This window comes from Endozoicomonas sp. (assembly GCF_031844845.1).
GTDB lineage: Bacteria > Pseudomonadota > Gammaproteobacteria > Pseudomonadales > Endozoicomonadaceae > Endozoicomonas.
Window position 1 is genome coordinate 1 of sequence record NZ_JAVRMB020000331.1, and the last position, 15,316, is coordinate 15,316.

Genomic DNA, 15,316 nt, shown 5'->3' on the forward strand with positions numbered 1-15,316 from the left:
GTTTTACTATCATTCTGTTCGCTTTGTTCAGCCACCGGTTTTCTACTGGATCAGCAAATTGATCAGTTTCTTCAACCTGTCTCTGTTTTATGTACCAGCATTATTTTCTACAGCATTACACTTCAGGGTATCGATATACCACTCATTGTCATATGGCTTATTGCTGCCGCTCTGATATTTACGGTTTATTTTGGATTTATTAATATTCATGGGCTTAAACACTCTTTAAAAGTGACCAGAGGTGATTTTTCAAAGCCTGATGATCCCGGTGAAGTTACCCATTTCCAAGCCCTTGCTACCGCCTTATCAGGCACTATTGGGCTTGGGAATATTGCTGGTGTTGCCATTGCCATATCAATAGGAGGCCCCGGGGCTTCACTCTGGATGATGCTGGCTGGATTTTTTGCCATGTCGACCAAATTCCTTGAATGCAGTCTGGGGGTAAAATACCGAAAAATATCAGACACAGGTAAGGTACTTGGTGGTCCTATGTATTATTTACGTGATGGACTGTCAGAGTTAGGGTTTCACCGATCCGGAAAATTTTTAGCCATATTTTTCGCACTTTGCTGCGTTATCGCCTCATTGTGTGGCAGTAATATGTTGCAATCTAACCAGGCATACCAGCAATTTGCGTCAGTCATGGGTGGACATGGAAGCTACTGGTCCGACAAAGGCTGGTTATTTGGTCTGATCCTGGCCCTGTTAATTGGTTCGGTAATTATTGGTGGCATTAAGAGCATTGCCAGAATCACCGCGAAAGTCGTACCTCTGATGGCAGGTATTTATCTGGCAGCCGCTATTTTTATATTACTAAGCCATGCATCCGATATTCCCCGGGCTTTTAGCTTGATCTTTAGTAATGCCCTGAATCCGGAAGGTGTCACGGGTGGTATGGTTGGCGTTATGATACAAGGCTTTAAACGCTCGGCATTTTCCAATGAATCCGGCATTGGAGCCGCATCTATCGCCCACTCTGCTGCTGCTACCTCAGAGCATATCAGAGAAGGTTATGTTGCATTATTAGAACCTTTTATCGATACCATTGTGATTTGCACCATGACGGCCCTTGTTATCGTTATTACCGGTGAGTATACCGCTGTTAATGCTATTGATGGCGTTACCATGACCTCCAGGGCTTTTTCCCGTGTTATCTGGTGGTTCCCATACTTGCTCAGTCTTGCTGTATTACTTTTTGCAATATCAACTATGATTTCATGGGCATATTATGGCTCTATTGCGTGGAGCTTTCTGGTTGGTGATGATAAAAGACTGGATCTGATTTATAAATTTTTCTTTTGTTTATCAACCATTATCGGAGCATCCACAAGCTTGGACTCCGTGATTGCCATTTCTGATTCACTGTTTTTTTCCATGGCGATAGCCAATATAGCCGGGCTGTATTTATTAGCCCCGGTGATTAAACTGGATCTACAGATTTATCGTAATAAATACGCGTAGCGGGTGCAGGTGATGCTGAATATTCAAGATATTTCTAACTGCGTTATATTAAGAAAAAAACTACACCAGAAACCGGAACTAGCCAACTTTGAAAAAGTCACCTCGGCATTAATTAAAGAATATATGACCGCATTAATGCCTGACAATATGATAACTGATATTGGTGGAACCGGTATTGCCATTGGTTTTGGCAGTAAAAATACCGGTCCGACCATCATGTTACGCTGTGAGCTGGATGCATTACCCATCAATGAATGTATCGATATACCTCATGCATCCTGTCACCCCGGCATTTCACACAAATGTGGCCATGATGGTCATATGGCGATACTGGCAGCAGTTGCTCACTATTTTTCCGTAAATAAACCGGAAAAAGGCAGAGTGATACTATTATTTCAGCCCGCGGAAGAAACCGGAGAAGGGGCAAGAAAAATTGTATCATCATCAGAGTTTGAGCAAATAAACCCGGACTATATTTTTTCCCTGCACAATGTTCCCGGTTATCCAAAAGGGCAGGTATTAATAAAGCCTGATACCTTCTGTTGTGCTTCCCGGGGACTGATTATCTTTCTGCGCGGCACCCCTGCTCATGCTGCCCAGCCAGAAACCGGCATAAGCCCGGTATTGGCAATCAATGAACTCATTACGGCAATACACACCATTCCAGAAACGGTTACCAGGGGATCAGAGCTGACTTTTGCCACCATTGTGGGTGTTGATATTGGTGCAAAAGCCTTTGGTACCTCACCAGAAAAAGGGTATCTGTACGTTACGCTCAGAAGTGACTCTGATGAGAATATGAACAGACTGGTCTCCTATTTAGAAAACAAAACGACAGAAATCAGTACCAGATATCGCTTACAACCTTCCCTTGATTATGAGGATGTATTTGATGCAACCGTCAATTCTCCTGAAGCGGTATCAATCATTGAAACAGCATTAGCGGGAGAACCGGTGATCAGGCTTGACCGGCCTTTTCGCTGGTCTGAGGATTTTGGTCTCTTTAATCAAAAAAAATGCGGGGCGATGTTTGGACTGGGCGCTGGCACAACGTCACCAGCATTACACAGTGCTAATTATGATTTTCAGGATGAGCTCATTGAATGCGGTAGCCGTTATTTTATTAAAATTGTTTTGCATTGTTTCGACATGGCAATAAAGTAAATAATCCACGCCCACAGGGCGTGAATTATTACGCTGCATTAAAGATCATGTAGCGGGTTTTGAGACCAGGGAGAACTGAAAAGATCATTCAGGGATTGATCATCAACCAGTTCAACTTTATCAAACTTCCACTGGGGATTTTTATCCTTATCAACCAGTAGCGAGCGGACACCTTCACAAAAATCGCCATGGAGAACCGCATTAACAGAGAGAGCAAGCTCACTCTGGAACGCCTCTTTAAGCGACATATGATGAGCTCTGTGCAGCTGTCGATAACTAATAGCTGCTGAAAAGGGTGATCCGCGCAAAGCAGTTTTACGAGCCGCAAGGAGCCAGTCGTCATCCGTCTCAAGATTCTCAAGTCCAGACATGACATCTACCAGTGAGGGTTGATCCATCAACGCGGCAATTAAATCTCTATGCTCCCTCACTTTCGAATAAGGCAGCCAGCCTGCACTTTTTTCCCGGTATTTCTGCAGAACACCATAGACGACAGCCTTGGCATCCGTGTTTTGCCAGTCAGCCCGCTGCAGAGACTCAAGAATATTGTCTCGAAAAGCATGATCGATAAAACGGTTTGCCAGACCAACGTAGATTGCGTCAGCCGCATTTAATCGGCATCCGGTCAATGCCATAAACAGACCAATTCCTGCGGGCAAATGGCTGAGAATCCAACTACCGGCAACATCCGGGTAGAGTCCGATACTGACTTCAGGCATAGCCAACATCGATGTGTCTGTTACTACTCTGAAATCAGATCCGGCCATCAGGCCGATCCCTCCGCCCATAACAATGCCATTGCCCCAGCATATAATGGGTTTAGGGTAAGAATGTATCAGGTAGTCAACACGATACTCTGTCTCAAAAAAATGACGGGGAACCTCTGGCTTACCCTCGATGACAGCCTGCCTCAATGCACGCACATCACCACCAGCACAAAATGCCTTCTCACCGCTTCCTTCCAGGAAAACAGCAACAATATCGTTGTTATCACGCCAATCAGTCAGCTGGTTGAAGAGCAGATCAATCATGGATTGATTTAATGCATTCAACGCCTTTTCAGCATTCAGCGTGATCAGACCAATTTTTTTATTATCATGAGCAGTCAGTTCAGAAAACAGAACGTCAGTGGCCATATAAATTACCCCTCAATATCCGTTGGGAAAAAGGATATGTAACTGAGTCTTGATTATCAATAAAAATACCACAAAGAGTACAAATCATGGTGAAAATAGTTTGCCCTACCGACAATCACCCACCAAAAAGACTAGCCTTAATTGGTTAGATATCCTTTAGAACTCGTTCCCACGCAGAGCATGGGAACGAGGTTTTGGGAGGGTTTTTCGACAGCCTCCTGCGCGGGGATGACAATGGTAAATTCTTAACGGTTGTCACCCTCAGGGAACACTTTTAATTGCACCCTTTTAATAGCTGACGAGGATAGAATGACTCTTTAAACAATAGTGGTTTATTGCTTTTTCAAAATTTAGCGCAGAGGTTCTGCCGGGAAGTTATAGGAAGGGAAAATTCAGGGTAGTTTTCAGCTACCCTGAACGTCGGCAGAACTATTGACTGAGAGGCAGGTCATTCAAGCAGTTTATACTATTGCACTCAGTACGTTCAGACTCTCTTTTGTACGCTTTTTTGTGCGGCCCACCAAAAGAGCGAATAACCAGCTTTCCTTTGTTCTCCATAAGCCTTTTCAACGCGAACGCCATATCGGCTGGTTTCAACTGACGAATTTCATCAGCAATCTTCAGACGATTATCAAAATCGAGCTCGGCACTGGCAATACCCTGCCAGAAGCGGGCATTTCGTTCATCCAGATTGTCATCCTTCTTCAACAGATCACCGATCAAGCCCTGACGATATTGTTCTAACTCATCGTCTGTCAGCTCAGCCAGCGCTGCAACCTGACTACTGAGGAATTGATCCACTCGCCCTTCTATACCAATGGGGTCAAGCTTCGGTGACTGAACCACAAAGATCACACCCGGATGTTTTTCAAAAGGACGAGGGCCAGCAAACACCACATACCCCAACTGCTGTTCAGTGCGCAGGTTATTAAAGAAAGGATTAGCCAGCAGTCGTCCTAACAGAGCATATCGGGCACGTTCACGATTGTTGGTTTCAGGCAGCTGGTAGTAACTGATGATCATCGAGTCATCATGCTCTACATCCATGTTCAGGACTCGATCAATGTCTCCCAGCAAATAGAAAGGCAGATCAAAGCGTTCAATACGATTACCATCATTCAACAACGCTGACTCTACCATCGTTGCCAGATTCAACGCCTCCTGCTGATTGTGATTGCCATACACCAGCATCTCTATATGAATCTGTTTATAGAGTTCCCGGGCATAATCTAATAGCTGCTGATAAGTCACCTTTTCCGCAGCCTCAAGCAATACCGCGTCTTCAGGATAAGAAGGGTAAGTCGCCTGACTTAATGCATCCATTCCCAAACGATAGGGTGCCTGAAATTTCTTATTTTTCAGACCGCGGACAAGCACTGCTTTTTCCTGTTCAAAAGCACTGTTCTCCGGTTTGAAGGTTTCAATGGCCCTCAGTATATCCTCAAGCAAAACCGCCTGTTTATCCTGATAACCGGAAAGGCTGATCATCAGCCCACGTCGTCCAGCCGTTATGCTGTAATGAAGACCGGCCTCCCTGGCTGGGTAGCCATATTCATTCAGGCTCCTTAACAGCAGGGATTTATAGATCTGGATCAGTACATTGTCGTCTGGCGTTGCTGAAGCCGCAGGTGTTGAGATCATGGCCCGAATATTACCCCGGGGCATATCAAAGCTGGTATCGGTCAGGCTCCATACCCGCAGCCCTGACTTTTCCATAATGATCGAAGGCTCAGTGGCTTTACTGCTCTCCTGAAGTTTCAGGTTATTGGCAATAAACGCATTTGGCTCCGGAATTGTCAGGAATTCCCGGGACACCGGTGTTTTCAGCCGTTTTACCAGATCATCAGACAGTGGCTGTACGCTGTATTTGGTTTCAAAATAAGGTTCAACCCTGTTGGTCGGCAGGTTCTGGGAAATAACTACCTGACGGAGGTTTTCAACCGTCATCCTGCTCAGGTAATCCAGGATCAACTCAGGGTTATAGGCTTCATAAAGATAGTTAGCTGCCAAAAGGTGCTCTGCTGGCAGATAGTGCATTCTTGACGCCAGACCGGAAGCGGTCTGCTGTGGATTCCGGTCTTCCTGATAGCGGAAACCCAGTTCCGCAATCTGTTTGCTTTCCTGATATAACCAGCTCTGAAGTCCTTCTCTTCGAATAAGGTCGAGATAATCAAAGACGATGGCAGTAATCTCATCAACCTGAGTCAGCCCCTCCGCCGTTAACTCCATTCGAACCGTGAATTCACTGTATTCATTGGGCAGGTCACTGTTGTAGGCAGCCAGAGAATCAATCAGACCACGATCTTTCAATAAACTGTGCAAGCTGCCCTTCCCTTCATAGCCAATGATTCTGGAGAGATAGCCCAGAGGCTTTATATGATAAAAGGGTTGGACACTGGGTACTGGAAAGTTTAACGACAGAATCCGTACATCTTTTAAAGGTACGATGTTAATTCGAGCCTGTAACCCATCCTGAGTGTATGGCTGTTTGCCGATCATCAAATCAGGTTTTGCGCCTGATGGAACAGCTGCGAATGAAATATTTACCCATTTTTCCAGAGTATCAAGAGACTCCTTGCCATAGACAACGACGCCCATGTTGGGAGCAACGTAATACTGACCATGAAAATCTGTAAGGGATTGCCAGAGCTGGCCATCCTGGTCATTCAGGGTATCCAGACTACCGATATTGAACCGGCTCTTGGGGTGGTCCGGGTTAGAGGTCGCATTCAGCGCCATGGAAAGACGCCAGCCATCTTCCCTGGCATGGAGGCGATACTCAGAATCTACCGCATTTTTTTCCCGTTCAACGTAATTCGGATCCAGCTTTGGGGCAATAAAGAATTGGGCAAGGCGATCCAGTGCCGGCTGTAACTGGTCACTGTTAATATCAAAGTAGTAATTGGTTCTGACATCGGCGGTATAGGCGTTACTGCTACCACCATTGGCACGGATGAATTCAGAATAGCTGTCCACATCCGGGTATTTTTCCGTCCCCATAAACAGCATATGCTCAAGAAAGTGAGCAAGCCCCAGTCGATCATCAGGATCCTGATAGCTGCCGACATTAACATCCACGGCAGCGGCCGATTTATCGGTATCCGGATCTGAGACCAGCAGAACCTTCAGGCCATTGTCTAAAATAACATAGCGATAATCTCGGTCATCAGCAGGGCTTTTTATTATTTTGTCCGGGGTCACGAAGGCTTCTCCCTCTGTCGTCATTGCACATCCTGCTATTGAAACCATGGTTAAAACTCCTGCAACCATTGACACCAGTTTTTTTAACATATCAGCTTTCACTGTCCGAAACGTCCTGTAACCTTTGGGTTTATCTTGCTTTATTTCTCTTATATGAACAGGATGAAACCACGAAAGAGTCAGCATGGCTCATCTTGTTGAGAACTACAACAATCAGGTATCCCCCCCGATACAACACTTCGCATTCACACCACAAAACAGGAGCAAACGCTATCAGTCAGATGAATTCATGTTACAAAACCCGGGATATGAGGAGGATTTTTAACTTGTTTACACTTAATCAAACTGACCAAGATCAATTCAGATTCCGGCACTACCCAATTCACTATTAAGAAGCACGATTATTTCATCGGCTGCGGGTTCTTCACGATCCTGAATAAGCTGGTTTTTCCACCGCTTTTCATGAATAATCAGCGCCTCTCTCAATACTTCATTTTCTTTGTATCCATGAAATTCCCCGGCCGTCGAAAGATTAAGCATTACTTCCCGGTCAATACCCACAATCGTTTTAACATAGAAAGCTCGGTCTTTGATCAGGCTAATACCTATGTCTGTGGTATTGATCAGAACCTGGTGGATATAACTGCCCGGGTCGATGACTCGGTACTCAGGGATTTTGGACTGGATAAAGGCGCTTCCCAATGGCTCGATAATGATCAGGCCAATCGTCTCTATCGTTTCCTGAAACAGCACCCGTTGATCGAAGATCAGTTTGCCGGTGGCACCATTGGCAATACACTCCACAACTATTCCGTACTGGCCGATGACCGATCCGTTCAGTTCGGGGTCATGAGCAAGAATATTCAGGTGGGCGATTACGCCTACCGTTATCTGTGCAACACCAGCAGCAAGGTAGACCTTACCTGGCTGCAGCCAGTGGATGGTCCCATCGGTCGCTGTTTTGCCCTTATTACCGAAGATGGTGAACGAACTTTCGGTATCAGCCCGGGCTTTATGAACCATCTGAGTCCGGATTTTATCAATGAAGGCATTATTGCTGAGTCGTCTGGCCTGATTCTATGCGCCTACACTCTGGCCGATCCGTCCCTGCCGATCTACCACGCCATGGTAAAAGCCGCACAATTGGCAAAAAAACATAATGTGCCTGTGATCCTGACTCTGGGAACCCGTGGACTGGTCAATACTATCAGGGAACCATTAACTGAGTTCCTCCGTGATTATGTAACCATTGCGGCTATGAACGAGGAAGAAGCCGAAGCATTGACCCATGAGGCAGATCCATTAAAAGCCACCGAACACATGCTTCAATGGGTCGATATGGTGCTATTAACTGCGGGAGCCGAAGGCCTCTATTTAGGCGGTTATACTGAAAAATCTCTGGCCAGGAAAACCGAAAACCCCATTCGTTCAGGAAGCATCAGTGATTTCAACCGGTTTGAGTTCAGCCGGCCCCTGCTCCGCTCCCACTGCGAAGAACCTCTGAAGGTGTTTTCACACATCAGCCCCTATCTGGGCGGCCCCAAAAATATCAAAAACACCAATGGTGCTGGTGATGGCGCCCTGGCTGCATTGATCCACGATATGGCGGCCAATAACTATCATCGTCAGGTTTTACCGGCGTCGACCAAACATAACAAAGCATGGGTTACCTACTCATCTTTTGCCCAGGTCTGTAAATACGCCAACCGGGTTAGTTTTGAAGTACTGGCCCAAAGCTCCCCCCGACTTTCCCGTACATTGCCACAACGTGAAATGAGCCTGGAAGACAGCTACTGGGACCAATAAGCGACAGTTCACACCCAGATAACGATGCCTGGATATACCTGCATCGTTATTCTGCCTGACTCTAAACACTCAGATGCTTTTTGCCATGCAAAAGGCTATGATCCAAAAAGCATTTATTTAATCTGAATAACAATAATAACACTGACGTATTCATGACTATTTTCCAGCGCATTAACCACGAAGCAGTCGAAGGCATTCGCTGTGGTAGAAAAAACAATGTAAACACCTCCTTTATTGTCTATCGTTTTGGCGACACGGTGATTGATACCGCGCCATCTAACCAGTGGCGTTATATCAAGCCATTTATCCGGGAAAAAACCATCAGACAGATTCTGTTAACTCATCATCATGAAGATCACAGTGGTAATGCTGTCAATCTTCAGCAGTTAACTGGGGTCACTCCTATGGCAGCAGAGGGAACCCGAACCATTATGGAGCAGGGTTTTTCCATTCCTTTAATCCAGAAATATCTTTGGGGGAAAAGCCCAGCCATCCGTTTGGCGCCCTTACCGGATACCATTGAACTGGAAGATGGCAGCACACTGGAAGCCATTGCAGCTCCCGGGCATGCGGAAGATATGGTCTGTTTTTACTCATCTGAGCACGGCTTTATATTCACCGCTGACCTTTATATTTCAAGAACAATTCGCTATATGCGAGATGATGAAAACCTGACAGTGCTGATCAAGAGCATAAGAAAGGTTCTGGCAAGAGATTTTGAAACCCTGCTCTGCCCTCATCGAGGGGTCGTTTTACAGGGAAAACAGGCTCTGCAGGAAAAACTCAACAACCTGCTTGAGTTATGTGAAAAGGCTCAGCACCTCCATCACCAGGGACAATCCGTTAAGCAAATAACCCGCAACATTCTGGGGACAGAAGACGGCATGAGTTACCTGACAGGGTTTAGCTTTTCAAAACGAAACCTGATTCGAGAGTCTTTAAAGGTGACGCTGTAAACAACCGGCGCTCGCAGTTACAATCGTGAGTCATCCAATATTACAGTACCGTTATGGATATCAGTCATTTAAGAGAAGAGTACACTCGCGCTGGCCTCACGCGCGAGAACCTGGAAAGCAGTCCGTTTGCTCAATTTGAAATCTGGTTCAATCAGGCTCAACAGGCGCAATTACCGGAACCCAATGCCATGAGCCTGGCGACGGTATCGGCTTCTGGCGTTCCGTCACTGAGAACAGTGCTTCTCAAATACTTTGATAAAACCGGTTTTGTGTTTTTCACCAACTACAGCAGTAGTAAAGCCAAAGACATTACCAGCAACCCAAATGTTGCCATGATGTTTCCCTGGGTTGCCCTCGAGCGTCAGGTAATCATTCAGGGCAAGGCAGAAAAGATTTCCACCGCAGAATCATTGCGCTATTTTACCAGCCGCCCTGCCGGCAGCCAGCTGGGTGCCTGGGTATCTCAACAGAGCTCCGTTATTACCGGACGAAAAATCCTGGAATTGAAACTGGACGAGATGAAGAGAAAATTTAAGGAAGGAAAGATTCCCCTGCCTGATTTCTGGGGAGGCTATCGTGTAATACCTGAGAAAATTGAATTCTGGCAAGGCCGCCCCAGCCGACTCCATGATCGTTTTCAATATTCACGACAGCCTGTTGAAGATGGAAACAGTGAATGGCAAATCGACCGGCTGGCGCCTTAAGAGAACTCTTATGAATAAGAGAAGTATGAATAAGAGAAGTATGAGTAAGGAAGCAGCATGAGCCAACAAATAGCCGCACGAATTGCTGTCCGGGATGCACTCATTCAACTGGTTGCCTGTAATCGCTTATTTCAAGAAGCGGTTGAGGCTGATCATGGCTTACCCATCTGGGTAATGGAACCAGAAAATGAATCCGGTAATGGGCGACAACTGGCAGCAACCATTACTACTCGATTGACGTATATTGAAGAACAAAACAAGCAGGAAACGACACGCCTTACCGGCCTGGTGGGGGTTTCTGAAAAAACGTTGCAGCTGGGTGAACAGCTTAACCAATGTCGTGATCAGTTTAAGATAGCCATCGCCAACTTTCGCAAACTGTTTGGTGACAGTGTCGAAGCCATTGAACAGACATCGGAAGATTTGCGCGATGGTCTGCTGGGCGGGCTTCAGGTCAAACACCTTCATTTTGTCCAGTGTTACCGCCAGCTCAAGCTCTTTCCTGAACCACCAAAGCGTGTTGGTTTTAGTTGGGCGGCAAGCCACAGTGGCAGTGTCCGACTGACCGCTGAAGAAGCCATTGACCATTTTCGGAAAAAATATCTGGTTTCTGTCGCCATTAATGACGATATCCGATTACTTGAACAAATGCCCGCTGACGAAATAGTCGTAATTAAGCGCGTGTTATCACCTCACCTCCGGGCCAACCTTACCTGGACTAAGGATATACAGGCGCTAAGACAGTCCGATCCGGCACTGAAGAAACATTATCCGGCGCAGATTAATTCACCACTGCCGTTGTTTATTCAGCTAAACCCCGGAGAACCCTTGCCAGAATTCAACCGGATTCGATCTTATGATCCATCAGCCAGACAGGAACGACTGCAACGCAGTGATGCCTGTCTGGTGAAAATCAACGATAACCCCCATTCACGGATTTATCGTTATTCCTGAGACGCTACTTCTTTGAGATAGACTTCCAGGTCTGTATAGCCGCCAATATACTGCTGACCATGAAAAATCTGAGGCACGGTTTCAACCGGCTTGCCAACGGTTTTTTCAAGGTCGGCCTTACTGATGCCTTCTGCGTGAATATCAATATATTTCAGAGGCAGGCCTTTTGCTTCCAGCAGCTCCTTTGCACGTACACAAAACCCACAACCCGGACGACCAAATACGGTAAATCTTTCCATTATCTATACTCCTTCAGGCCCATAATTAAAGACTGCACTATAACCCCAAAAATAAGGCAAGTGCAGCCTGTTCTCTTTAAGAATTCTTGTTGATTGAAAACCGGTCAGCAAACCGACAAATAAGCCATGCCCTCCTACTCAGAAGTAGCATTTTTTCACCAACTCCCTGAGCTGCTGCCGTGCCTGTTTCTGCCCCGGAAGACCACAAACCAAAGCCGTCTGCTGCCAGGAGTGGTTCTGCAACACACGACAAACCAGAAGTCCCCTGTCAGCCGCACTTAAATGCCCACCAATTAAAGTATTGAACACGGCTCTCTTAATCACATCAATACAGTTTTCATATTGCCGCTGGCCTTCAGTAAATGAAGCAAGATTCTGCCGGTCATCCGATGACAGGGAATAACTTTTACTGGCCGGCATCATTGACAATATGCTGGCCACCAGCATGGGATCAAGCTGTTGCAACTCTTCCATTAATAACCACTGAAATTGCTTCAGAAACCGTTCCCGGGCTTCATTCACCAACGCTTCGCCAGCACGAGATAACGGCTTGAGCATCATCACGGAGTGAGTACCACTGGCGGCATCACGACTCACGCCAACCCTGACCGGATTAAACGAAGAGTTAATCCAAAATGCCAGCAGGTCATCAGTAGCGCCAAACAGCGTCCCAAGGTAGTCTAGCCCTCTTTCATCAGCCTGAATTTGCAGGTTATGTAACAGCACTTTGCCAAACCCTTTACGTTGGCAATCCGGATGCACAGCAATGCGAATAACCCGTAAGCCCCGCAGGGTAATTGCGTTTGGCATACCCAGCTGATTACTCAATGACTGGGGCAGCAAATGACCTCGCACACGACGTCTGCCTAACCAGATATCATCAATCCAGTTCGACTCAACCCCTCCTTCCCTGGCGGCCAGCAAAACGGCAACAAGACGGCTATTTTCAAGGCTATGTTCAAACAACCCATAGATTTCCATATTACCGCCATCCAGCAAATGACGGAGATCAAAGGGACTCGTCTGATAATGGGCCAGAACCAGCAAACCAAACAGGTCATTCAGCAAGTCTTCGTTTGCCAGCAACTCATCCGGAAGAATTTCGCGAAAGCCACAATAACTTACCTGCACATCTTCCGGTTTTTCATAGGTGCAAGGGGATGCATCCAGAAGTAACGCCTGAAAGACAAAGTTTTCAAGAGGATCGTTGGGACGCCAGCGAACGGGCTCTGTCATTTTCAGTTCATGCCAGTGGGGTGTTTTTGCATCCAGTATTTTTCTGAAACGAATGGCGAAGCCACGGCCAGTACCTTCATAACCGTGAACCGTTGTGGCATAAACAATGCGGCTATAGTTGTTCAGCATTATTTCCAGCATCGTGGCTGGAATAGCCGCCGCCTCATCCACCAGCAGCAGCTGAGTCGGCGGTAACGTCTGCACCAGATCATCCGGAGCCATAAATTCCAATCGACTGATAAGATGCCCATGATCATCACCCAGCACCAGAGCCGCGTGTTGAAAAAAAACATCCGCCGTATTTTTTGAGGGCGCTGTTATCGTAATCTTTTCAACGCCTTCTAATAACAACTGCGCTGCAGCAATCCCCAGGGAAGCGCTCTTTCCTCTGCCACGATCAGCGGTTAACACCAATGGTCGCCGGCGATGGCCGCGGAGCACCTTGTGAATCCCCGTAACCGCTTGCATCTGTGACCGGGTCTTGTAGGGAAATGGTGTTGGCTCCTTATGTTCCTCAACCTGGTTTTCAGCAGACTGAATCCGTAATCGGCCACTTTGGGTCAAAAGAGACAGTTGCCCGGAGGAGGATATAATACGAGCCAGCCGTTTCAAATATCGCCCCGTCACATCCTCAAACCGTTGAGGATAAACCAGCATCCGCTGGTGTTCAGGGTCAGGGAACTGATGCCAGTGATCCAGGTCCGGTGTCAGTAATACCATCAGTCCACCAGCACATAATGTGCCGCTAATGGCGCCAAATGCATCTACATCAAAGCCGGAGTATGCATCAAAGATAATATTCTGATGCTCCCTGCCCAGCCATTCCCGGCTTTTTTTTGCCGGTGTCGCTTCTATTCCAGAAGCGGGGATATCCGGGGAAGACTCTCCGACCCAAAAAACAGGCTCCCCTGCCAAAGCACTGAGCACTTCCACCACTTGAGCATGACACCAGCCAGAATCACCAGCACAGACCAGCAATCGTCGGTGTCCGGATTCTCTGGCAGCAGCCTTTAGCGCCAGGACAAGATCCCGGGTAGCAGAAATAGCATTCAGATGCATATCAATTATAAAGCCTTCGATTCTTTACTGACTGGTTTCTCACCATCATTGAGAATATAAGCTTTCGTGATAACCACAGAATCAACAGGCACATCACCATGAGGCCCACGATAGCCAGTCTTGACCCTGGCAATCGTATCAACCACTTCCATACCCTTAACCACCCGACCAAATACAGCATAGCCTGGCTTATAAGGCTGACCGTTAAGGAAGTCATTGTCTTTAAGGTTGATGAAAAACTGTGAAGTGGCACTGTCAACAACCTGGGTTCTGGCCATGGCAATGGAACCACGACGATTTTCCAGCCGTTGATTCAACAAGGATTCATTCTTGATCGGGGTCCCGACTGCCCGCTGACTCATATCCGGAGTGAAGCCCCCACCCTGAACCATGAAACCATCGATAACCCGATGAAATACCAGACCGGTATAAAATCCGCTTTCAACATACTCGAGAAAGTTTTTTACGGTAACCGGCGCCTTTTCCGTTGCCAGTTCAAGAACTATTTGTCCTTTATTAGTCTCCAGAGCCACTCTGGTAATTTCAGCAGAATCAGCCATTGTTGCCGCATTTGCCCAACTGGCCAGCAGCACAAGACTTCCCAATAACCATGTGTGGAATCCACGCATTGTTCTCTCCAGACAATAAAAAATAAAGTGACTTTATGCTATATAACCGACCGGACAGTAAATGCTCTGAAGCAAGAAAAAAAGCTTATTCACGATTTTATAGATTTGCGCTCAAAAATCAGGGAAAAGATATGTGTCAGGGCTTGCAAATAGAGTCCGTTAAGGTAGTATACGGCTCGCCTGAAGAGACAAAAGTTATTTGCTTTTCTGGCATGTCGGAGCGTAGCGCAGCCTGGTAGCGCACCACAATGGGGTTGTGGGGGTCGGAGGTTCAATTCCTCTCGCTCCGACCAAAATTTCTCTTCTTCAGCCAAAAAAATCGCTTAGTAATCCCTCTGCTTTGTTCACCACAAATAAACACCTTTTTTTATCACTCTGTGTTCTCTGTGACTCTGTGGTAAAAAGGCAAGTTATTCTGGGACAAATTCTTACCCCCTTCCTCAAGTCTCTCGCTTCACCCAGTCTTATTGAAAATCTTCAGCGCTGCGATTTCAGCATAAAAAATAGAGCTAAGGGAGGCTGTCATTAAGAATATACCATCGTCATCTCCGCGAAGGAGGTTGTCGCTAAAGGGAGAATTAACACCCAACCGTCATCCCTGCGAAGGCGGGGATCCACTGCTCGAGATAGACTCCCTCTCTTGAGATGGATTCCCGCCTTCGAGGGTGTCGCAAAAGGGCAACCCCCCCCCGACCGTCATCCTCGCGAAGGCGGTTGTCGCAAAACCCTCCTCGCTCCCACGCTCTGCGTGGTAGCGCCAGGACCCAACCA

At 46.8% G+C, this 15,316-nt stretch carries 12 protein-coding genes and 1 tRNA gene; 7 read left to right on the forward strand and 6 right to left on the reverse strand.

Annotated features, from left to right (window positions below):
* Both RM811_RS18395 and RM811_RS18400 read left to right on the forward strand, forming a co-directional pair.
* Nucleotides 1-1,461, forward strand: a 1,461-nt coding sequence (locus RM811_RS18395; protein WP_402527231.1) for an alanine/glycine:cation symporter family protein, incomplete at its 5' end; no start/stop codon positions are given.
* Between the two features lie 12 nt (nt 1,462-1,473).
* Entirely contained in the window at nt 1,474-2,625 is a 1,152-nt protein-coding gene (locus RM811_RS18400; protein WP_402527232.1) for an amidohydrolase, read from the forward strand.
* Between the two features lie 38 nt (nt 2,626-2,663).
* Here the strand turns inward: RM811_RS18400 and RM811_RS18405 are convergent, their stop codons facing one another.
* The gene (locus RM811_RS18405; protein WP_402527233.1) at nt 2,664-3,761 is read right to left on the reverse strand and encodes an enoyl-CoA hydratase/isomerase family protein; all 1,098 of its coding nucleotides are present in this window, start codon (nt 3,759-3,761) and stop codon (nt 2,664-2,666) included.
* A gap of 429 nt (nt 3,762-4,190) precedes the next feature.
* Nucleotides 4,191-6,986 (reverse strand): insulinase family protein, encoded by a 2,796-nt coding sequence (locus RM811_RS18410; RefSeq protein WP_402527234.1) that lies wholly within the window; start codon nt 6,984-6,986, stop codon nt 4,191-4,193.
* A 438-nt stretch (nt 6,987-7,424) separates the two neighbouring features.
* Here RM811_RS18410 and RM811_RS18415 point away from each other — a divergent pair, with 438 nt between their 5' ends.
* The 4 genes from RM811_RS18415 (at nt 7,425) to RM811_RS18430 (ending at nt 11,382) form a co-directional block, all read left to right on the forward strand.
* Entirely contained in the window at nt 7,425-8,768 is a 1,344-nt protein-coding gene (locus tag RM811_RS18415) for an inosine/guanosine kinase (protein ID WP_402527236.1), read from the forward strand.
* Nucleotides 8,769-8,920: 152 nt separating this feature from the next.
* Nucleotides 8,921-9,724 carry an MBL fold metallo-hydrolase gene (locus RM811_RS18420; RefSeq protein WP_402527238.1) on the forward strand — a complete coding sequence of 268 codons (804 nt, stop codon included), beginning with the start codon at nt 8,921-8,923 and terminating at the stop codon, nt 9,722-9,724.
* Between the two features lie 53 nt (nt 9,725-9,777).
* Nucleotides 9,778-10,428 (forward strand): pyridoxamine 5'-phosphate oxidase, encoded by a 651-nt coding sequence (pdxH, locus tag RM811_RS18425; protein WP_402527240.1) that lies wholly within the window; start codon nt 9,778-9,780, stop codon nt 10,426-10,428.
* A gap of 57 nt (nt 10,429-10,485) precedes the next feature.
* Nucleotides 10,486-11,382, forward strand: a complete 897-nt coding sequence (locus RM811_RS18430; protein WP_402527241.1) for a DNA replication terminus site-binding protein — start codon at nt 10,486-10,488, stop codon at nt 11,380-11,382.
* Here RM811_RS18430 and RM811_RS18435 read toward each other — a convergent pair.
* From RM811_RS18435 to RM811_RS18445, 3 genes are all read right to left on the reverse strand, one after another.
* The gene (locus tag RM811_RS18435; protein ID WP_402527242.1) at nt 11,373-11,621 is read right to left on the reverse strand and encodes a GrxA family glutaredoxin; all 249 of its coding nucleotides are present in this window, start codon (nt 11,619-11,621) and stop codon (nt 11,373-11,375) included. The genes RM811_RS18430 and RM811_RS18435 overlap by 10 nt on opposite strands.
* A 138-nt stretch (nt 11,622-11,759) precedes the next feature.
* Complete coding sequence (locus tag RM811_RS18440) at nt 11,760-13,916, reverse strand: tRNA(Met) cytidine acetyltransferase TmcA (RefSeq protein WP_402527243.1); 2,157 nt, start codon at nt 13,914-13,916, stop codon at nt 11,760-11,762.
* Between the two features lie 5 nt (nt 13,917-13,921).
* The gene (locus tag RM811_RS18445) at nt 13,922-14,545 is read right to left on the reverse strand and encodes a peptidylprolyl isomerase (protein ID WP_402527244.1); all 624 of its coding nucleotides are present in this window, start codon (nt 14,543-14,545) and stop codon (nt 13,922-13,924) included.
* A 216-nt stretch (nt 14,546-14,761) separates the two neighbouring features.
* Between RM811_RS18445 and RM811_RS18450 the strand changes: the two genes are divergently transcribed.
* Nucleotides 14,762-14,838: transfer RNA gene (locus RM811_RS18450), tRNA-Pro, on the forward strand.
* 285 nt (nt 14,839-15,123) lie between these two features.
* Here the strand turns inward: RM811_RS18450 and RM811_RS18455 are convergent.
* Nucleotides 15,124-15,316, reverse strand: a 193-nt coding sequence (locus tag RM811_RS18455; RefSeq protein ID WP_402527245.1) for a hypothetical protein, incomplete at its 5' end; no start/stop codon positions are given.

Coding starts and splice junctions, on each gene's coding strand:
- RM811_RS18415 (WP_402527236.1), top strand. CDS start 7,425: ATGAATAATCAGCGCCTCTCTCAATACTTCATTTTCTTTGTATCCATG.
- RM811_RS18420 (WP_402527238.1), top strand. CDS start 8,921: ATGACTATTTTCCAGCGCATTAACCACGAAGCAGTCGAAGGCATTCGC.
- RM811_RS18405 (WP_402527233.1), bottom strand. CDS start 3,761: ATGGCCACTGACGTTCTGTTTTCTGAACTGACTGCTCATGATAATAAA.
- RM811_RS18440 (WP_402527243.1), bottom strand. CDS start 13,916: ATGCATCTGAATGCTATTTCTGCTACCCGGGATCTTGTCCTGGCGCTA.
- RM811_RS18430 (WP_402527241.1), top strand. CDS start 10,486: ATGAGCCAACAAATAGCCGCACGAATTGCTGTCCGGGATGCACTCATT.
- RM811_RS18410 (WP_402527234.1), bottom strand. CDS start 6,986: ATGACGACAGAGGGAGAAGCCTTCGTGACCCCGGACAAAATAATAAAA.
- RM811_RS18400 (WP_402527232.1), top strand. CDS start 1,474: ATGCTGAATATTCAAGATATTTCTAACTGCGTTATATTAAGAAAAAAA.
- pdxH (WP_402527240.1), top strand. CDS start 9,778: ATGGATATCAGTCATTTAAGAGAAGAGTACACTCGCGCTGGCCTCACG.
- RM811_RS18435 (WP_402527242.1), bottom strand. CDS start 11,621: ATGGAAAGATTTACCGTATTTGGTCGTCCGGGTTGTGGGTTTTGTGTA.
- RM811_RS18445 (WP_402527244.1), bottom strand. CDS start 14,545: ATGCGTGGATTCCACACATGGTTATTGGGAAGTCTTGTGCTGCTGGCC.